The organism is Pseudomonas sp. D1-1 (genome assembly GCF_051132225.1).
Classification (GTDB): domain Bacteria; phylum Pseudomonadota; class Gammaproteobacteria; order Pseudomonadales; family Pseudomonadaceae; genus Aquipseudomonas.
The window spans coordinates 5,275,031-5,295,000 of sequence record NZ_CP071676.1 but is presented as its reverse complement, the minus strand read 5'-3'; the positions used below and the strand labels follow the sequence as shown (position 1 = coordinate 5,295,000).

The window sequence follows — 19,970 nt, the reverse complement described above, 5'->3', positions numbered from 1 at the left end:
TGGGGTGAAGTCGTAACAAGGTAGCCGTAGGGGAACCTGCGGCTGGATCACCTCCTTAATCGACGACCGCAGCGGCTTCATGAGCTCCCACACGAATTGCTTGATTCATTGAAGAAGACGATAGAAGCAGCTTTAAGCTCCAAGCTGATAGCTCACAGCTAACAGTTACAAGCTCGAAATTGGGTCTGTAGCTCAGTTGGTTAGAGCGCACCCCTGATAAGGGTGAGGTCGGCAGTTCGAATCTGCCCAGACCCACCAATTTTGTAATGGGGCCATAGCTCAGCTGGGAGAGCGCCTGCCTTGCACGCAGGAGGTCAGCGGTTCGATCCCGCTTGGCTCCACCATAAACTGCTTCTGAAAGCTTAGAAATGAGCGTTCCATCCGTTGGATGATGAATGTTGATTTCTAGTCTTTTGATTAGATCGTTCTTTAAAAATTTGGGTATGTGATAGAAAGATAGACTGAACGTTACTTTCACTGGTAACGGCTCAGGCTAAGGTAAAATTTGTGAGTTCTCTTAGTTGAGAAATTCGAATTTTCGGCGAATGTCGTCTTCACAGTATAACCAGATTGCTTGGGGTTATATGGTCAAGTGAAGAAGCGCATACGGTGGATGCCTTGGCAGTCAGAGGCGATGAAAGACGTGGTAGCCTGCGAAAAGCTTCGGGGAGTCGGCAAACAGACTGTGATCCGGAGATGTCTGAATGGGGGAACCCAGCCATCATAAGATGGTTATCTTGTACTGAATACATAGGTGCAAGAGGCGAACCAGGGGAACTGAAACATCTAAGTACCCTGAGGAAAAGAAATCAACCGAGATTCCCTTAGTAGTGGCGAGCGAACGGGGACTAGCCCTTAAGCTTCTTTGATTTTAGCGGAACGCTCTGGAAAGTGCGGCCATAGTGGGTGATAGCCCTGTACGCGAAAGGATCTTAGAAGTGAAATCGAGTAGGACGGAGCACGAGAAACTTTGTCTGAATATGGGGGGACCATCCTCCAAGGCTAAATACTACTGACTGACCGATAGTGAACTAGTACCGTGAGGGAAAGGCGAAAAGAACCCCGGAGAGGGGAGTGAAATAGATCCTGAAACCGTATGCGTACAAGCAGTGGGAGCCCACTTTGTTGGGTGACTGCGTACCTTTTGTATAATGGGTCAGCGACTTATTTTCAGTGGCGAGCTTAACCGAATAGGGGAGGCGTAGCGAAAGCGAGTCTTAATAGGGCGTCTAGTCGCTGGGAATAGACCCGAAACCGGGCGATCTATCCATGGGCAGGTTGAAGGTTAGGTAACACTGACTGGAGGACCGAACCGACTACCGTTGAAAAGTTAGCGGATGACCTGTGGATCGGAGTGAAAGGCTAATCAAGCTCGGAGATAGCTGGTTCTCCTCGAAAGCTATTTAGGTAGCGCCTCATGTATCACTGTAGGGGGTAGAGCACTGTTTCGGCTAGGGGGTCATCCCGACTTACCAAACCGATGCAAACTCCGAATACCTACAAGTGCCGAGCATGGGAGACACACGGCGGGTGCTAACGTCCGTCGTGAAAAGGGAAACAACCCAGACCGTCAGCTAAGGTCCCAAAGTTATGGTTAAGTGGGAAACGATGTGGGAAGGCTTAGACAGCTAGGAGGTTGGCTTAGAAGCAGCCACCCTTTAAAGAAAGCGTAATAGCTCACTAGTCGAGTCGGCCTGCGCGGAAGATGTAACGGGGCTCAAACCATACACCGAAGCTACGGGTATCACGTAAGTGATGCGGTAGAGGAGCGTTCTGTAAGCCTGTGAAGGTGAGTTGAGAAGCTTGCTGGAGGTATCAGAAGTGCGAATGCTGACATGAGTAACGACAATGGGTGTGAAAAACACCCACGCCGAAAGACCAAGGTTTCCTGCGCAACGTTAATCGACGCAGGGTTAGTCGGTCCCTAAGGCGAGGCTGAAAAGCGTAGTCGATGGAAAACAGGTTAATATTCCTGTACTTCTGGTTATTGCGATGGAGGGACGGAGAAGGCTAGGCCAGCTTGGCGTTGGTTGTCCAAGTTTAAGGTGGTAGGCTGAGATCTTAGGTAAATCCGGGATCTTAAGGCCGAGAGCTGATGACGAGTTACCCTTTGGGTGACGAAGTGGTTGATGCCATGCTTCCAAGAAAAGCTTCTAAGCTTCAGGTAACCAGGAACCGTACCCCAAACCGACACAGGTGGTTGGGTAGAGAATACCAAGGCGCTTGAGAGAACTCGGGTGAAGGAACTAGGCAAAATGGCACCGTAACTTCGGGAGAAGGTGCGCCGGTGAGGGTGAAGCACTTGCTGCGTAAGCCCACGCCGGTCGAAGATACCAGGCCGCTGCGACTGTTTATTAAAAACACAGCACTCTGCAAACACGAAAGTGGACGTATAGGGTGTGACGCCTGCCCGGTGCCGGAAGGTTAATTGATGGGGTTAGCTAACGCGAAGCTCTTGATCGAAGCCCCGGTAAACGGCGGCCGTAACTATAACGGTCCTAAGGTAGCGAAATTCCTTGTCGGGTAAGTTCCGACCTGCACGAATGGCGTAACGATGGCGGCGCTGTCTCCACCCGAGACTCAGTGAAATTGAAATCGCTGTGAAGATGCAGTGTATCCGCGGCTAGACGGAAAGACCCCGTGAACCTTTACTATAGCTTTGCACTGGACTTTGAATTTGCTTGTGTAGGATAGGTGGGAGGCTTTGAAGCGTGGACGCCAGTCTGCGTGGAGCCATCCTTGAAATACCACCCTGGCAACTTTGAGGTTCTAACTCAGGTCCGTTATCCGGATCGAGGACAGTGTATGGTGGGTAGTTTGACTGGGGCGGTCTCCTCCTAAAGAGTAACGGAGGAGTACGAAGGTGCGCTCAGACCGGTCGGAAATCGGTCGTAGAGTATAAAGGCAAAAGCGCGCTTGACTGCGAGACAGACACGTCGAGCAGGTACGAAAGTAGGTCTTAGTGATCCGGTGGTTCTGTATGGAAGGGCCATCGCTCAACGGATAAAAGGTACTCCGGGGATAACAGGCTGATACCGCCCAAGAGTTCATATCGACGGCGGTGTTTGGCACCTCGATGTCGGCTCATCACATCCTGGGGCTGAAGCCGGTCCCAAGGGTATGGCTGTTCGCCATTTAAAGTGGTACGCGAGCTGGGTTTAGAACGTCGTGAGACAGTTCGGTCCCTATCTGCCGTGGACGTTTGAGATTTGAGAGGGGCTGCTCCTAGTACGAGAGGACCGGAGTGGACGAACCTCTGGTGTTCCGGTTGTCACGCCAGTGGCATTGCCGGGTAGCTATGTTCGGAAAAGATAACCGCTGAAAGCATCTAAGCGGGAAACTTGCCTCAAGATGAGATCTCACTGGGACCTTGAGTCCCCTGAAGGGCCGTCGAAGACTACGACGTTGATAGGCAGGGTGTGTAAGCGCTGTGAGGCGTTGAGCTAACCTGTACTAATTGCCCGTGAGGCTTGACCATATAACACCCAAGCAATTTGCTGATCCTGCTCTGGAAACGGAGAAAGGCACCAGATTGCGGTGTGTGAAGACGAGATGAACCGAAAGTTCGAGTCAAAACCCACAAACTATCGCATACCCATTCGCTGGAACGTGACCGTAAGGCACGCGCTGGCTACCGAATTTCTTGACGACCATAGAGCATTGGAACCACCTGATCCCATCCCGAACTCAGAAGTGAAACGATGCATCGCCGATGGTAGTGTGGGGTTTCCCCATGTGAGAGTAGGTCATCGTCAAGATTAAATTCCGAAACCCCTATCTGCTGACGCAGGTAGGGGTTTTGTTTTGCCCGCAGGAAAGCGCTTGGGTGTTTCTATGCAACGGTCTTGTGCATGGCTATCATGCGGGCCTCGTTATCAGGCGCAGTTCGTATGCTCACGTTGCTAAAACTTCTGAAGGACGGCCGTTTCCATTCGGGCCAGGCGCTGGGTGCTGGGTTAGGTATCAGTCGTAGTGCGGTATGGAAACAATTGCAGCACCTGGAGGCGGAGTTAGGCTTGTCTGTGCATAAGGTTCGAGGCAAGGGGTATCGCCTGGCGAAGCCGCTGTTGCTTTTGGATGCGGCCGAAATCCGCGCGGCAGAAGGCTGTGAGTGGCCTGTTCACCTGTTTGATTCGATTGACTCCACTAATGCCGAAGCGCTGCGGTCCATCGGGCGTGGCGTGGAAGCGCCATTCCTTGTTCTGGCCGAGCGGCAGATAGCCGGTCGGGGACGTCGCGGCCGCAAATGGGTCAGCCCATTCGCCGAAAACCTCTATTACAGCCTGGTGCTGCGCATTGACGGTGGCATGCGGCAGATTGAGGGGCTTAGTCTTGTCGTCGGGCTCGCTGTCATGCATTCGTTGCGTGACATGGGAGTCGTTGAGGCAGGGTTGAAGTGGCCTAACGATGTGTTGGTAGGTGAAAAGAAAATCGCCGGCATACTGCTTGAGTTGGTAGGCGACCCTGCGGATGTTTGTCACGTTGTCCTGGGTGTCGGGGTAAACGTGAATATGCAATCGACTGATGAAGTTGATCAGCAGTGGACGTCCATGAGTCTTGAAGCGGGTCGTGATTTTGACCGGAACGAGTTGGTGGCGCGAATGAGTGGAAAGCTTCAGGGGTATCTGGAGCTGCATCATGCGTCGGGATTTGCAGCGATCCAGTCGGAGTGGGAGCAATACCATTTGTGGCAGGGGCGGGCTGTGTCGCTGATTGCCGGTATCAATCGGATTGACGGCGTGGTGATGGGCATTGATCGCCAAGGTGCGCTGCGTTTGAAGGTGGATGGTGTGGAAAAGATATTCAGTGGTGGCGAGCTCAGCTTGAGGTTGCGTGATGATTCTTGAGCTTGATTGCGGCAATAGTTTTATCAAGTGGCGCGTTGTTCGTGCAGATGGCGTCACCCCTGTCGGCGGTGGGGTAGTCGGCTCGGATAGCGATTTGCTTGCGAGCCTGACAGGCTCAGATAAATTTCAGCTGAAAAAATGCCGTCTTGTCAGCGTCAGGACTTCTGAGGAGACCGATTTGTTGGTCGCCTCCCTGGTAGAGACATTTGGCGTCTCCGTGGCTCGCGCAACACCTACCCAAGAGATGGCGGGCGTTACAAACGGTTATGAAGACTATGAGCGCTTGGGGCTTGATCGATGGCTGGCTTTGCTCGGTGGGTACCACCTGGCTTCGGGCGCATGCCTGGTTCTGGATTTTGGTACGGCAATCACGGCAGATTTCGTAGCGCCTGACGGGCAGCACTTGGGAGGGTTCATCTGCCCTGGTATGCCTCTGATGCGTAACCAGTTACGTACCCATACCCGGCGAATCCGCTATGACGATACTGCTGCAGAACGGGCTCACGAGAGTCTTGCTCCTGGCAGGGCAACGGTCGAGGCGGTGGAGCGTGGTTGTATGCTGATGTTGAGAGGCTTCGTGCTGACTCAGCTCGAATTGGCGCGGCAATATTGGGGAGAGGATTTCGAGGTGTTTCTAACGGGAGGGGATGCCGATCTGGTTTCCGGGGTTGTTCCAGATGCCAAGGTCGTGCCTGACCTGGTTTTTGTTGGTTTGGCGATGGCTTGTCCTTTGTCTTGAGGTTTTCTATGCGGTGGCTATTTTTGTTGTTGCTGGTTCTAAATGGCTTCTATTACATCTGGCATCAGCAAGAGGTCCCGCTTCGCGCCAAGGATGTCACTCCGCTGAGCCTGTATCGAGGTTCGCAGCAAGACATTCATCTCCTGAGCGAGACGGCGGATGCGCTAGTCAGGCGTGAGCCGGGTAAATCGAGTGAAGGGCAAAAGAACTGCAACTACCTGGGTGGCTTCGTTCGCCCGGAGCTGGCCAGGCAACTGGAGCAGCGACTGGTTTCTTCGGGGGTTGCGGGCCGTACCGTTACGTTTAGCTCGCCAGCGTCTCCAGAGTCTGGTGGATTCTGGGTCCAGGTTCCACCGGACAGCGCGGCGAAGATGAATGAGGTGCTGCTTCAAAACCTTTCCAAAGAATTCAATGAGTTAAAACATAAAATAATGCCTTGCGAAGGGGTTGCGCCTGCTGGGTAGTTTGCATAGAATGGCGCCCGCTTCGCAGTGAAGACCTTTAACGGTCATCGGTACGAAGCGGCGTCAACGCAGCTAACCTCAGGTTTTTTATGAGAAAATGCTTGACAGAAGGCTGGCATGATATAGAATGCCGGCTCGCTTAGGAGGGGTTCCCGAGCGGCCAAAGGGATCAGACTGTAAATCTGACGTCTACGACTTCGAAGGTTCGAATCCTTCCCCCTCCACCAGTTTTAGCGTGAGCTGCAAGCTCCGCGGGTATAGTTTAGTGGTAGAACCTCAGCCTTCCAAGCTGATGATGCGGGTTCGATTCCCGCTACCCGCTCCAAGTTTGCAGGTTGTGCAAAGTGTTTTGCTCTTGTAGCTCAGTTGGTAGAGCACACCCTTGGTAAGGGTGAGGTCAGCGGTTCAAATCCGCTCAAGAGCTCCATATTACAAGGCAGATATGAAAATATCTGCCTTTGTTTTAATGGCTCGTGTGACTCGCTAAATTCTTCTCCTAGGGGTGATTTCGATGGCTAAGGAAAAGTTCGAACGTAATAAGCCGCACGTCAACGTTGGTACCATCGGTCACGTCGACCACGGTAAAACCACGCTGACCGCTGCTCTGACCCGTGTCTGCTCCGAAGTTTTCGGTTCGGCCAAGGTTGACTTCGACAAGATCGACAGCGCCCCGGAAGAAAAAGCTCGTGGTATCACCATCAACACCGCTCACGTTGAATACGATTCGGCCGTGCGTCACTACGCACACGTTGACTGCCCAGGTCACGCCGACTACGTAAAAAACATGATCACCGGTGCTGCTCAGATGGACGGCGCGATCCTGGTTTGCTCGGCCGCCGATGGTCCGATGCCGCAAACCCGTGAGCACATCCTGCTGTCCCGTCAGGTAGGCGTTCCGTACATCGTTGTCTTCCTGAACAAGGCTGACATGGTTGACGACGCTGAGCTGCTGGAACTGGTTGAGATGGAAGTGCGCGACCTGTTGAGCACTTACGACTTCCCAGGTGATGACACTCCAATCATCATCGGTTCGGCTTTGATGGCTCTGAACGGCCAAGACGACAACGAAATGGGCACCACTGCGGTGAAGAAGCTGGTTGAGACTCTGGACAGCTACATCCCAGAGCCTGAGCGTGCTATCGACAAGCCGTTCCTGATGCCAATCGAAGACGTATTCTCGATCTCCGGTCGCGGTACTGTTGTGACTGGTCGTGTTGAGCGTGGCATCGTCCGTATCCAGGAAGAGGTTGAGATCGTCGGTCTGCGCGACACTCAGAAAACTACCTGCACCGGCGTTGAAATGTTCCGCAAGCTGCTCGACGAAGGTCGTGCTGGCGAGAACTGCGGCGTGCTGCTGCGCGGCACCAAGCGTGACGACGTTGAGCGTGGCCAGGTTCTGGTCAAGCCAGGTACTGTCAAGCCGCACACCAAGTTCACCGCAGAAGTTTACGTTCTGAGCAAGGAAGAAGGCGGCCGTCATACTCCGTTCTTCAAAGGCTACCGTCCACAGTTTTACTTCCGTACAACTGACGTGACTGGTAACTGCGAGCTGCCAGAAGGCGTTGAAATGGTAATGCCAGGTGACAACATCCAGATGACTGTCACTCTGATCAAGACCATCGCGATGGAAGACGGTCTGCGTTTCGCTATCCGTGAAGGCGGTCGTACCGTCGGCGCCGGCGTCGTAGCCAAAGTCATCGAGTAAACAGTTGTAATGTCTTTTTCGGGCCGGCATAATGGTCGGCCTGATTTTGTTTTAGGTCAGTAGCTCAATTGGCAGAGCGACGGTCTCCAAAACCGTAGGTTGGGGGTTCGATTCCCTCCTGACCTGCCAGATTCACTTGGTGTGTCTGGCTTTCTTTTCACAGGATCTTCATAGATGACTCCTAAAGCTGAAGCTCAAGGCTCTCGCTTCGATCTGCTCAAGTGGCTAGTGGTAGTCGCTTTGGTGGTTGTTGGCGTTGTTGGCAATCAGTATTTTTCTGCTTCGCCGATCCTGTACCGCGTACTTGCATTACTCGCTATTGCTGCTGTTGCTGCCTTTGTAGGCCTGCAAACAGCCAAGGGCAAGTCTTTCTTTGTACTCGCTAAGGAAGCTCGCACCGAGATTCGTAAAGTCGTATGGCCGACTCGCCAAGAAACCACGCAGACCACATTGATCGTTGTGGCTGTTGTTCTGGTAATGGCGTTGCTGTTGTGGGGGCTTGATTCCCTGCTCGGCTGGCTTGTTTCCTTGATTGTTGGCTAAGGGTGTCCCGTGGCTAAGCGTTGGTACGTTGTGCATGCTTACTCGGGTTACGAGAAGCATGTCATGCGCTCGCTGATAGAGCGCGTAAAGCTGGCTGGCATGGAAGATGGCTTTGGCGAGATTCTGGTCCCCACTGAAGAAGTGGTGGAGATGCGTAACGGCCAGAAGCGCAAAAGTGAACGCAAGTTCTTTCCAGGCTATGTGCTGGTACAGATGGATATGAACGAAGGGACTTGGCACTTGGTCAAGGATACCCCTCGGGTGATGGGCTTCATCGGCGGAACCGCCGATAAGCCTGCGCCGATCACTGACAAAGAGGCAGAAGCAATTCTGCGTCGCGTCGCTGATGGTAGCGACAAACCGAAGCCGAAGACGTTGTTTGAACCAGGTGAAGTTGTACGGGTCACTGATGGTCCATTCGCCGATTTCAACGGTACGGTCGAAGAAGTTAACTACGAAAAGAGCCGGATCCAAGTGGCAGTGCTCATTTTCGGTCGCTCTACTCCGGTAGAGTTGGAGTTCAGTCAGGTCGAAAAGGTCTGATTGAGCAGGCATCCCAACCCCGCAGCCCAAGGCTGTGGGGTTTTGTCGTCACTGGGATAAACGCGCAAGCAACCGGGGAGCCTTTCGAGGCGTTCGAACCCGTAATTGGAGTGCCTCATGGCCAAGAAGATTACCGCTTACATCAAGCTGCAAGTGAAGGCCGCTCAGGCTAACCCAAGCCCACCCGTTGGTCCTGCACTGGGTCAGCACGGCGTGAACATCATGGAATTCTGCAAGGCTTTCAACGCCCGTACCCAGGGCCTTGAGCCGGGTCTGCCGACTCCAGTGATCATCACTGTCTACAGCGACCGTAGCTTCACTTTCGAAACAAAAAGCACCCCTGCTTCGGTTCTGCTGAAGAAGGCTGCAGGTTTGACCAGCGGTTCCGCTCGTCCAAACACCGTTAAGGTTGGCACCGTTACCCGTGCTCAGCTGGAAGAAATCGCGAAAACCAAAAACGCGGATCTGACTGCAGCTGATATGGATGCAGCCGTGCGTACTATCGCCGGTTCTGCTCGTAGCATGGGCCTTAACGTGGAGGGTGTGTAATGGCTAAGCTGACCAAGCGTCAAAAGGCTATCGCCGGCAAAATCGAAGCAGGCAAGGCCTACAACTTTGTAGACGCCGCCGCTCTGCTGGCCGAGCTGTCGACTGTCAAGTTCAGCGAGTCGTTCGACGTTGCTGTAAATCTGGGCGTTGACCCACGTAAATCCGACCAGGTCGTTCGTAGCGCTACCGTGCTGCCACACGGCACTGGCAAGACCGTACGTGTTGCCGTGTTCACCCAGGGCCCTGCAGCTGAAGCTGCTCTGGCTGCTGGCGCTGATCGCGTAGGCATGGACGACTTGGCTGCTGAAATGAAAGGCGGCGACCTGAACTATGACGTCGTGATCGCATCCCCGGATGCCATGCGTGTTGTAGGTCAGTTGGGTCAGATCCTCGGTCCACGTGGCCTGATGCCTAACCCTAAGGTTGGTACCGTGACTCCAGACGTAGCCACCGCGGTTAAAAACGCCAAGGCTGGTCAGGTTCGTTATCGCACCGACAAAAACGGCATCATCCACACTTCCGTTGGCAAGATCGGCTTCGACGCCGTCAAGCTGAAGGAAAACGTTGAAGCCCTGATCGCTGATCTGAAGCGTATCAAGCCAGCTTCTTCGAAAGGTATCTACGTCAAGCGCGTTACCCTGAGCACCACTATGGGCCCAGGTCTGATCATCGATCAGAGCTCGCTCGACGCGTAAGACTCAGGTTGGCGCAAGCGATTGCGCCAATCACATATTGGGGTCCCTGCCTGGCGGGGGCTGTCCAAGACCGTAGGCGACGCAAGTCTTAAACCACAAGCCTACGCAGATGGTGCTCCCGGTTCCTTACCGAATCAGACACCAAAACGACATTCGGTTTCGATCGGATGAAACGGTAACAAGCAGGAGTTAAACCCGTGGCAATTAATCTCGAAGACAAGAAGGCCATCGTCGCTGAAGTCAACGAGGCTGCCAAAGTCGCTCTGTCCGCTGTCGTGGCTGATGCCCGTGGCGTAACAGTAGGCGCAATGACCGGACTCCGTAAAGAGGCCCGTGAAGCTGGCGTTTATGTACGTGTCGTACGTAACACCCTGCTCAAGCGCGCTGTTGCTGACACTGAATACAGTGTTCTCAACGACGTGTTCACCGGCCCGACCCTGATCGCGTTCTCCAAAGATCATCCAGGCGCTGCTGCCCGTTTGTTCAAGGAATTCGCCAAGGGTCAGGACAAGTTCGAGATCAAGGCAGCTGCGTTCGAGGGCAAGTTCCTCGCAGCTAATCAGATCGATGTACTGGCAACACTGCCGACCCGCGACGAAGCCATTTCGCAGTTGATGAGCGTGATTCAAGGCGCCACCAGCAAGCTGGCTCGTACTCTGGCTGCAGTTCGCGAGCAAAAAGAAGCTGCCGCAGCCTAAGGCTGAGCACTTTCTCTCGCGCTTTTTTGTTTATTTCGATGGCCGCGTAGGCCGTCCCCCAATTCAGGAAATACAGTAATGTCTATCTCCCAAGACGATATCCTCAACGCCGTAGCTGAAATGTCGGTTCTGCAGGTTGTTGAGCTGATCAAAGCTTTCGAAGAAAAATTCGGCGTTTCCGCTGCTGCTGCTTCCGCTGGTCCAGCTGCTGCTGCCGCTGTTGTTGAAGAGCAAACCGAATTCAACGTCATGCTGACCGAAGCTGGCGAGAAGAAAGTTAACGTGATCAAGGCAGTACGTGAACTGACCGGTCTGGGCTTGAAAGAAGCCAAGGCTGTAGTTGACGGCGCTCCTGCCATGGTTCTGGAAGCTGTTGCCAAAGACGCAGCTGACAAAGCCAAAGCAGTACTGGAAGAAGCAGGCGCTAAAGTCGAGCTGAAGTAAGCATCGACTTTGCGTCTCCAGCCCGAGCGTTAAGCGACAGGCTGATGGCTGGTGGCTCTTGCCACCGGCCTTTTTCCGTTATTGGCAGCCGACTGGGTCGGTGCTGATCACGCGCTGTAACCACCCGATGTGGTGGCGCAAACCAAGGGGTTTGCACGATTTTCTGGCTGCTCCCGTCGGGAGGGGCCAAACAAGCAGGTGACCAAGCTGGGGAACGCTGATGGCTTACTCATATACTGAGAAAAAACGTATCCGCAAGGACTTTAGCAAGTTGCCGGACGTCATGGATGTGCCGTACCTCCTGGCCATCCAGCTGGATTCGTATCGTGAATTCTTGCAAGCGGGAGCGACTAAAGATCAGTTCCGCGACGTGGGCCTGCATGCGGCCTTCAAATCCGTTTTCCCGATCATCAGCTACTCCGGCAATGCTGCGCTGGAGTACGTCGGTTATCGCCTGGGCGAACCGGCATTTGATGTCAAAGAATGCGTATTGCGCGGTGTGACTTACGCCGTACCTTTGCGGGTAAAAGTGCGCCTGATCATTTTCGACAAAGAATCGTCGAACAAAGCGATCAAGGACATCAAAGAGCAAGAAGTCTACATGGGTGAAATCCCCCTGATGACTGAGAACGGTACCTTCGTAATCAACGGTACCGAGCGTGTAATCGTTTCCCAGCTGCACCGTTCTCCGGGCGTGTTCTTCGACCACGACCGTGGCAAGACGCACAGCTCCGGCAAACTGCTCTACTCCGCGCGCATCATTCCTTACCGCGGTTCGTGGCTGGACTTCGAGTTCGACCCGAAAGACTGCGTATTCGTGCGTATCGACCGTCGTCGCAAGCTGCCTGCATCGGTATTGCTGCGCGCGCTCGGCTATACCACCGAGGAAGTGCTGGACGCGTTCTACACCACCAACGTCTTCCATGTGCAGGGTGAAAACCTGAGCCTGGAGCTGGTGCCTCAGCGCCTGCGCGGTGAAATCGCCGTCCTGGATATCCAGGATGACAAGGGCAAGGTTATTGTCGAGCAAGGTCGTCGTATCACCGCTCGCCACATCAACCAGCTGGAAAAAGCCGGGATCAAAGAGCTGCAGGTGCCGATGGACTACGTCCTGGGTCGCACCACCGCCAAGGTCATCGTGCATCCGGCCACTGGCGAGATCATTGCCGAGTGCAATACCGAGCTGACCACCGAGATCCTGGCGAAAATCGCCAAGGCTCAGGTTGTTCGCATCGAGACTCTGTACACCAACGATATCGACTGCGGTCCGTTCATCTCCGATACGCTGAAGATCGACTCCACCGGCAACCAACTGGAAGCCCTGGTCGAGATCTATCGCATGATGCGTCCTGGCGAGCCGCCAACCAAGGATGCCGCCGAGACCCTGTTCAACAACCTGTTCTTCAGCCCTGAGCGCTATGACCTGTCTGCGGTCGGCCGGATGAAGTTCAACCGTCGTATCGGTCGTACCGAGATTGAAGGTTCGGGCGTGCTGAACAAGGACGACATCGTTGCGGTGCTCAAGACCCTGGTCGACATCCGTAACGGCAAAGGCATCGTCGATGACATCGACCACCTGGGTAACCGTCGTGTCCGCTGCGTAGGCGAGATGGCCGAGAACCAGTTCCGTGTTGGCCTGGTGCGTGTCGAGCGCGCGGTCAAGGAACGTCTGTCGATGGCTGAAAGCGAAGGCCTGATGCCGCAAGACCTGATCAACGCCAAGCCAGTGGCTGCGGCGGTGAAGGAGTTCTTCGGTTCGAGCCAGCTGTCGCAGTTCATGGACCAGAACAACCCGCTGTCCGAGATCACCCACAAGCGTCGTGTCTCCGCACTCGGCCCAGGCGGTCTGACTCGTGAGCGTGCAGGCTTCGAGGTTCGTGACGTACACCCGACTCACTACGGTCGCGTATGCCCGATCGAAACGCCGGAAGGTCCGAACATCGGTCTGATCAACTCCCTGGCTGCCTATGCGCGCACCAACCAGTACGGTTTCCTTGAGAGCCCGTACCGTGTGGTGAAAGACGCCCTGGTTACCGACGAGATCGTATTCCTGTCCGCCATCGAAGAAGCTGATCATGTGATCGCCCAGGCTTCGGCCACGATGAACGACAAGAAAGTCCTGACCGACGAGCTGGTAGCTGTTCGTCACTTGAACGAGTTCACCGTCAAGGCGCCGGAAGACGTCACCCTGATGGACGTATCGCCCAAGCAGGTAGTTTCGGTTGCTGCGTCGCTGATCCCGTTCCTCGAGCACGACGACGCCAACCGTGCGTTGATGGGTTCGAACATGCAGCGTCAAGCTGTACCGACCCTGCGTGCCGACAAGCCGCTGGTAGGTACCGGCATGGAGCGCAACGTTGCCCGTGACTCCGGCGTTTGCGTCGTGGCTCGTCGTGGTGGCGTGATCGACTCCGTCGATGCCAGCCGTATCGTGGTTCGTGTTGCCGATGACGAAGTTGAAACTGGCGAAGCCGGTGTCGACATTTACAACCTGACCAAGTACACCCGCTCCAACCAGAACACCTGCATCAACCAGCGTCCGCTGGTGAGCAAGGGTGATCGGGTTCAGCGCAGCGACATCATGGCCGACGGCCCGTCCACCGACATGGGTGAACTGGCACTGGGTCAGAACATGCGCATCGCGTTCATGGCATGGAACGGCTTCAACTTCGAAGACTCCATCTGCCTGTCCGAGCGTGTGGTTCAGGAAGACCGCTTCACCACGATCCACATTCAGGAACTGACCTGTGTGGCCCGTGACACCAAGCTTGGCCCGGAAGAAATCACTGCGGACATCCCGAACGTGGGTGAGGCTGCACTGAACAAGCTGGACGAAGCCGGTATCGTTTACGTAGGTGCCGAAGTAGGCGCAGGCGACATCCTGGTCGGCAAGGTCACTCCGAAAGGCGAGACCCAACTGACTCCGGAAGAGAAACTGCTGCGTGCCATCTTCGGTGAAAAAGCCAGCGACGTGAAAGACACCTCCCTGCGTGTGCCTACCGGCACCAAGGGTACCGTCATCGACGTACAGGTCTTCACCCGTGACGGTGTCGAGCGTGATGCTCGTGCGTTGTCCATCGAGAAGACTCAGCTCGACGAGATCCGCAAGGATCTGAACGAAGAGTTCCGTATCGTTGAAGGCGCGACTTTCGAACGTCTGCGTTCCGCTCTGGTAGGCCACAAGGCCGAAGGCGGCGCAGGCCTGAAGAAAGGTCAGGAAATCACCGACGAAGTTCTCGACGGTCTTGAGCATGGTCAGTGGTTCAAACTGCGCATGGCTGAAGACGCTCTGAACGAGCAGCTCGAGAAGGCCCAGGCCTACATCGTTGATCGCCGCCGTCTGCTGGACGACAAGTTCGAAGACAAGAAGCGCAAACTGCAGCAGGGCGATGACCTGGCTCCAGGCGTGCTGAAGATCGTCAAGGTTTACCTGGCAATCCGTCGTCGTATCCAGCCGGGCGACAAGATGGCCGGTCGTCACGGTAACAAAGGTGTGGTCTCCGTGATCATGCCGGTTGAAGACATGCCGCACGATGCCAATGGCACCCCGGTCGATGTGGTCCTCAACCCGCTGGGCGTACCTTCGCGTATGAACGTCGGTCAGATCCTCGAAACCCACCTGGGCCTTGCGGCCAAAGGTCTGGGCGAGAAGATCAACCGCATGATCGAAGAGCAGCGCAAGGTCGCCGACCTGCGTAAGTTCCTGCACGAGATCTACAACGAGATCGGCGGGCGCAACGAAGAGCTGGACACTTTCTCCGACCAGGAAATCCTGGACCTGGCGAAGAACCTGCGCGGCGGCGTTCCAATGGCTACCCCGGTGTTCGACGGTGCCAAGGAAAGCGAAATCAAGGCCATGCTGAAACTGGCAGACCTGCCGGAAAGCGGCCAGATGCAGCTGTTCGACGGCCGTACCGGCAACAAGTTCGAGCGTCCGGTTACCGTTGGCTACATGTACATGCTGAAGCTGAACCACTTGGTAGACGACAAGATGCACGCTCGTTCTACCGGTTCTTACAGCCTGGTTACCCAGCAGCCGCTGGGTGGTAAGGCGCAGTTCGGTGGTCAGCGTTTCGGGGAGATGGAGGTCTGGGCACTGGAAGCGTACGGTGCTGCTTACACTCTGCAAGAAATGCTCACAGTGAAGTCGGACGATGTGAACGGCCGGACCAAGATGTACAAGAACATCGTGGACGGCGATCACCGTATGGAGCCGGGCATGCCCGAGTCCTTCAACGTGTTGATCAAGGAAATTCGTTCCCTCGGCATCGATATCGATCTGGAAACCGAATAACACGTGACGCGAATCGAGAGCGGGGCTGTCTTGCCCGCTCTCTGCTCCGCCAGGAGGAAAGGCCTTGAAAGACCTACTGAATTTGCTGAAAAACCAGGGTCAAGTCGAAGAGTTCGACGCCATCCGTATTGGATTGGCCTCGCCTGAGATGATCCGTTCGTGGTCGTTCGGTGAAGTTAAAAAGCCGGAAACCATCAACTACCGTACGTTCAAACCCGAGCGTGACGGCCTGTTCTGCGCCAAGATCTTTGGCCCGGTAAAGGATTACGAGTGCCTGTGCGGTAAGTACAAGCGCTTGAAGCATCGCGGCGTGATCTGCGAGAAGTGCGGCGTTGAAGTTGCGCTGGCAAAAGTTCGTCGTGAGCGCATGGCGCACATCGAGCTGGCTTCGCCGGTTGCCCACATCTGGTTCCTGAAATCGCTGCCGTCCCGTATCGGCTTGCTGATGGACATGACCCTGCGTGATATCGAGCGCGTTCTCTACTTCGAGAGCTATGTCGTTATCGATCCAGGCATGACCACCCTTGAAAAAGGTCAGCTGCTCAACGACGAGCAGTACTTCGAAGCGCTGGAAGAGTTCGGCGACGATTTCGATGCCCGCATGGGTGCCGAAGCTGTCCGCGAGCTTCTGCACGCTATCGACCTGGAGCACGAGATTGGTCGTCTGCGCGAAGAGATTCCGCAAACCAACTCCGAAACCAAGATCAAGAAGCTGTCCAAGCGTCTGAAGTTGATGGAAGCCTTCCAGGGTTCCGGCAACCTGCCAGAGTGGATGGTGCTGACCGTTCTGCCGGTTCTGCCGCCAGATCTGCGTCCACTGGTCCCGCTGGATGGCGGTCGTTTCGCGACTTCCGACCTCAACGATCTGTATCGTCGAGTGATCAACCGTAACAACCGCTTGAAGCGCCTGCTCGATCTGTCCGCTCCGGACATCATCGTGCGCAACGAAAAGCGTATGTTGCAGGAAGCGGTCGATGCACTGCTCGACAACGGTCGTCGTGGTCGCGCTATCACCGGTTCGAACAAGCGTCCTCTGAAATCCCTGGCTGACATGATCAAGGGTAAGCAAGGTCGTTTCCGCCAGAACTTGCTCGGTAAGCGTGTTGACTACTCGGGTCGTTCGGTAATTACCGTAGGTCCGACCCTGCGTCTGCACCAGTGCGGTCTGCCTAAGAAAATGGCACTGGAACTGTTCAAGCCGTTCATTTTCGGCAAGCTGGAAATGCGTGGTCTCGCTACCACCATCAAAGCCGCCAAGAAAATGGTCGAGCGCGAGCTGCCAGAGGTCTGGGACGTTCTTGCCGAAGTGATTCGCGAACACCCGGTGCTGCTCAACCGTGCACCGACCCTTCACCGTCTGGGTATCCAGGCGTTTGAACCGGTACTGATCGAAGGCAAGGCTATCCAGCTGCACCCTCTGGTCTGTGCTGCGTACAACGCCGACTTCGACGGCGACCAGATGGCCGTGCACGTACCGCTGACGCTGGAAGCCCAGCTCGAAGCGCGTGCGTTGATGATGTCGACCAACAACATCCTGTCGCCAGCCAACGGTGAGCCAATCATCGTTCCGTCGCAGGACGTTGTATTGGGTCTGTACTACATGACTCGTGAAGCGATCAACGCCAAGGGCGAAGGTCGTGTTTTCGCGGACCTGCAGGAAGTTGACCGGGTGTTCCGTGCTGGCGAAGCCGCACTGCACGCCAAGGTGAAGGTGCGGATCAACGAGACCGTTAACGATCGTGATGGTGGCAGCGTCAAGAACACTCGCATCGTCGACACCACTGTTGGCCGTGCGCTGTTGTTCCAGGTTGTTCCACCTGGTCTGTCGTTTGACGTCGTCAACCTGCCGATGAAGAAAAAGGCGATCTCCAAGCTGATCAACCAGTGCTACCGCGTGGTTGGTCTGAAAGAGACCGTGATCTTCGCTGACCAGCTGATGTACACCGGTTTTGCCTATTCGACCATCTCCGGCGTTTCCATCGGTGTTAACGACTTCGTTATCCCTGATGAAAAAGCCCGCATCATCGGTGCTGCCACCGAGGAAGTGAAAGAGATCGAGAGCCAGTACGCGTCCGGCCTGGTAACCCAGGGCGAGAAGTACAACAAGGTAATCGACCTCTGGTCGAAGGCGAACGACGAAGTATCCAAGGCGATGATGGCCAACCTCTCGAAAGAGAAGGTCATCGACCGCCACGGCAACGAAGTCGATCAGGAATCGTTCAACTCGATGTACATGATGGCCGACTCGGGCGCACGGGGTTCTGCTGCGCAGATCCGTCAGCTCGCCGGTATGCGTGGCCTGATGGCCAAGCCGGACGGCTCCATCATCGAGACGCCGATTACCGCGAATTTCCGTGAAGGTTTGAGCGTACTTCAGTACTTCATCTCCACTCACGGTGCTCGTAAGGGTCTTGCGGATACCGCGTTGAAAACCGCGAACTCCGGTTACCTGACTCGTCGTCTGGTAGACGTGGCGCAGGATCTGGTTGTGACCGAGATCGATTGCGGCACCGAACACGGCCTGGTCATGACGCCGCACATTGAAGGCGGTGACGTTGTCGAGCCGCTGGGTGAGCGTGTATTGGGTCGTGTCATTGCCCGTGACGTGTTCAAGCCGGGTACCGAGGACGTCATCGTTCCTGCGGGCACCCTGGTTGACGAGAAGTGGGTCGAGTTCATCGAGCTCAACAGCATCGACGAAGTGATCGTACGTTCGCCGATCAGCTGCGAAACCCGCTACGGCATCTGCGCCAAGTGCTACGGCCGCGATCTGGCTCGTGGTCACCAGGTGAACATCGGTGAAGCGGTCGGCGTTATTGCTGCCCAGTCCATCGGTGAGCCGGGTACCCAGCTGACCATGCGTACGTTCCACATCGGTGGTGCGGCAAGCCGGACCTCCGCGGCCGACAGCGTTCAGGTGAAGAATGGCGGTACTGTCCGTCTGCACAACCTGAAGCACGTTGAGCGTGTCGACGGTCACCTGGTGGCTGTGTCCCGTTCCGGTGAGCTGGCGATTGCCGACGACTTCGGTCGTGAGCGCGAGCGCTACAAGCTGCCGTACGGTGCGGTGATTTCGGTGAAGGAAGGCGACAAGGTCGACGCTGGCGCTATCGTGGCCAAGTGGGATCCGCACACTCACCCGATCGTTACCGAAATGAAAGGTACCGTGACCTACGTGGGCATGGAAGAAGGCATCACCATCAAGCGTCAGACTGACGAATTGACCGGTATGACCAACATTGAAGTACTCGACGCCAAAGATCGTCCAGCTGCCGGCAAGGACATCCGTCCAGCCGTGAAGATGGTCGACGACAACGGTAAGGATCTGTTGCTGCCAGGCACTGACGTAATCGCTCAGTACTTCCTGCCAGCCAACGCCTTGGTCGGTGTGGCGGACGGCGCGCGGATCGCGATCGGTGATGTTATCGCTCGTATTCCGCAAGAAACTTCGAAAACCCGTGACATCACTGGTGGTCTGCCGCGTGTTGCCGACCTGTTCGAAGCCCGTCGTCCGAAAGAAGCCTCGATTCTGGCTGAAGTCAGCGGCACCATCGCGTTCGGTAAAGAGACCAAGGGCAAGCGCCGTCTGGTCATCACCCCGAACGACGGTAGCGATCCGTACGAAGAACTGATTCCGAAGTGGCGTCACCTGAACGTCTTCGAAGGCGAACAGGTAAACCGCGGCGAAGTTATCTCCGACGGTCCGAGCGATCCACACGACATCCTGCGTCTGCTGGGTGTGAGTGCGCTGGCCAAGTACATCGTGAACGAGATCCAGGACGTTTATCGTCTGCAAGGCGTGAAGATCAACGACAAGCACATCGAGACCATCCTGCGTCAGATGCTGCGTAAAGTTGAGATCTCCGAGTCCGGCGATTCCAGCTTCATCAAGGGCGACCAGATGGAACTGACTCACGTACTGGTGGAGAACGAGCGCCTGGCGAACGAGGACAAGTTCCTTGCCAAGTTCACTCGCGTACTGCTGGGTATCACCAAGGCGTCGTTGTCCACCGAATCGTTCATCTCGGCGGCTTCCTTCCAGGAAACCACGCGGGTACTGACCGAAGCGGCGGTAACCGGCAAGCGCGACTACCTGCGCGGCCTGAAAGAAAACGTGGTCGTGGGTCGTCTGATCCCGGCCGGTACCGGCTTGGCCTACCACAGCGAGCGCAAGCGCCGCCGTGAAGCAGACAAGCCGTTGCGCGTAAGCGCCAGTGAAGTGGAAGCTGCACTGACCGAAGCACTGAACTCGAGCGGTAACTGAGTTCTGCGCTGATTGAGTGCCTGGCCCTGGTCGCCCCGTTCGGCGGATCGAGACAAATTGTCGAGATCCGGCGAGCGGGGAGGTCGGGGCCTTGCCTTGACTGGGGACAAGATCCTCTTTAGACTCTTGATCCCCTAAATTTGGCGGGAATTCGTTCCTGCCATTTTGCTTTTCTTGTAAGACAA

The 19,970-nt window shown here is 55.4% G+C and carries 12 protein-coding genes, 6 tRNA genes and 3 rRNA genes (1 of these 21 cut by a window edge); all 21 read left to right on the top strand.

Going from position 1 to position 19,970, the window contains the following annotated elements; genetic code table 11:
• Positions 1–58: ribosomal RNA gene (locus J3P86_RS23965) — 16S ribosomal RNA — on the top strand; it begins 1,481 nt to the left of the window's first position.
• A gap of 123 nt (positions 59–181) precedes the next feature.
• Positions 182–258: transfer RNA gene (locus J3P86_RS23960), tRNA-Ile, on the top strand.
• A 10-nt stretch (positions 259–268) separates the two neighbouring features.
• A tRNA-Ala gene (locus tag J3P86_RS23955) sits at positions 269–344 on the top strand.
• 242 nt (positions 345–586) lie between these two features.
• Positions 587–3,478 (top strand): 23S ribosomal RNA (locus J3P86_RS23950).
• Between the two features lie 164 nt (positions 3,479–3,642).
• A 5S ribosomal RNA gene (rrf, locus tag J3P86_RS23945) occupies positions 3,643–3,758 on the top strand.
• The 16S, 23S and 5S rRNA genes sit together here with 2 tRNA genes alongside, the layout of an rRNA operon.
• A 132-nt stretch (positions 3,759–3,890) precedes the next feature.
• Positions 3,891–4,847 (top strand): bifunctional biotin--[acetyl-CoA-carboxylase] ligase/biotin operon repressor BirA, encoded by a 957-nt coding sequence (gene birA / locus J3P86_RS23940; RefSeq protein WP_434627766.1) that lies wholly within the window; start codon positions 3,891–3,893, stop codon positions 4,845–4,847.
• A complete protein-coding gene (locus J3P86_RS23935; RefSeq protein ID WP_434627769.1) occupies positions 4,837–5,586 on the top strand; it encodes a pantothenate kinase in 750 nt (249 codons plus the stop codon). The genes birA and J3P86_RS23935 overlap by 11 nt, the downstream gene beginning before the upstream one ends.
• A gap of 8 nt (positions 5,587–5,594) precedes the next feature.
• Positions 5,595–6,050 (top strand): hypothetical protein, encoded by a 456-nt coding sequence (locus tag J3P86_RS23930; RefSeq protein WP_434627772.1) that lies wholly within the window; start codon positions 5,595–5,597, stop codon positions 6,048–6,050.
• A gap of 142 nt (positions 6,051–6,192) precedes the next feature.
• A tRNA-Tyr gene (locus J3P86_RS23925) sits at positions 6,193–6,277 on the top strand.
• A gap of 24 nt (positions 6,278–6,301) precedes the next feature.
• Positions 6,302–6,375, top strand: a tRNA-Gly gene (locus tag J3P86_RS23920).
• 26 nt (positions 6,376–6,401) lie between these two features.
• Positions 6,402–6,477: transfer RNA gene (locus J3P86_RS23915), tRNA-Thr, on the top strand.
• 84 nt (positions 6,478–6,561) lie between these two features.
• On the top strand, positions 6,562–7,755 hold the full coding sequence (gene tuf, locus J3P86_RS23910; protein WP_003186103.1) for an elongation factor Tu: 1,194 nt from the start codon (positions 6,562–6,564) through the stop codon (positions 7,753–7,755).
• 53 nt (positions 7,756–7,808) lie between these two features.
• Positions 7,809–7,884: transfer RNA gene (locus tag J3P86_RS23905), tRNA-Trp, on the top strand.
• A 45-nt stretch (positions 7,885–7,929) separates the two neighbouring features.
• On the top strand, positions 7,930–8,298 hold the full coding sequence (secE, locus tag J3P86_RS23900) for a preprotein translocase subunit SecE (RefSeq protein WP_024776457.1): 369 nt from the start codon (positions 7,930–7,932) through the stop codon (positions 8,296–8,298).
• Between the two features lie 9 nt (positions 8,299–8,307).
• Positions 8,308–8,841 carry a transcription termination/antitermination protein NusG gene (nusG, locus tag J3P86_RS23895; RefSeq protein WP_010443972.1) on the top strand — a complete coding sequence of 178 codons (534 nt, stop codon included), beginning with the start codon at positions 8,308–8,310 and terminating at the stop codon, positions 8,839–8,841.
• A 117-nt stretch (positions 8,842–8,958) separates the two neighbouring features.
• Positions 8,959–9,390, top strand: a complete 432-nt coding sequence (rplK, locus tag J3P86_RS23890) for a 50S ribosomal protein L11 (RefSeq protein ID WP_003176435.1) — start codon at positions 8,959–8,961, stop codon at positions 9,388–9,390.
• Positions 9,390–10,085, top strand: a complete 696-nt coding sequence (gene rplA / locus J3P86_RS23885) for a 50S ribosomal protein L1 (protein ID WP_030138521.1) — start codon at positions 9,390–9,392, stop codon at positions 10,083–10,085. Before rplK ends, rplA begins: the two co-directional genes overlap by 1 nt.
• A gap of 197 nt (positions 10,086–10,282) precedes the next feature.
• Positions 10,283–10,783, top strand: coding sequence for a 50S ribosomal protein L10 (rplJ, locus tag J3P86_RS23880; RefSeq protein WP_047230484.1), 501 nt, complete (start codon positions 10,283–10,285; stop codon positions 10,781–10,783).
• 78 nt (positions 10,784–10,861) lie between these two features.
• Positions 10,862–11,227, top strand: a complete 366-nt coding sequence (gene rplL, locus J3P86_RS23875) for a 50S ribosomal protein L7/L12 (protein WP_053125869.1) — start codon at positions 10,862–10,864, stop codon at positions 11,225–11,227.
• A 220-nt stretch (positions 11,228–11,447) separates the two neighbouring features.
• Complete coding sequence (rpoB, locus tag J3P86_RS23870) at positions 11,448–15,521, top strand: DNA-directed RNA polymerase subunit beta (RefSeq protein ID WP_434571472.1); 4,074 nt, start codon at positions 11,448–11,450, stop codon at positions 15,519–15,521.
• A 64-nt stretch (positions 15,522–15,585) separates the two neighbouring features.
• Positions 15,586–19,785, top strand: a complete 4,200-nt coding sequence (gene rpoC / locus J3P86_RS23865) for a DNA-directed RNA polymerase subunit beta' (protein ID WP_305498443.1) — start codon at positions 15,586–15,588, stop codon at positions 19,783–19,785.
• The last annotated feature ends 185 nt before the right edge of the window (positions 19,786–19,970 follow it).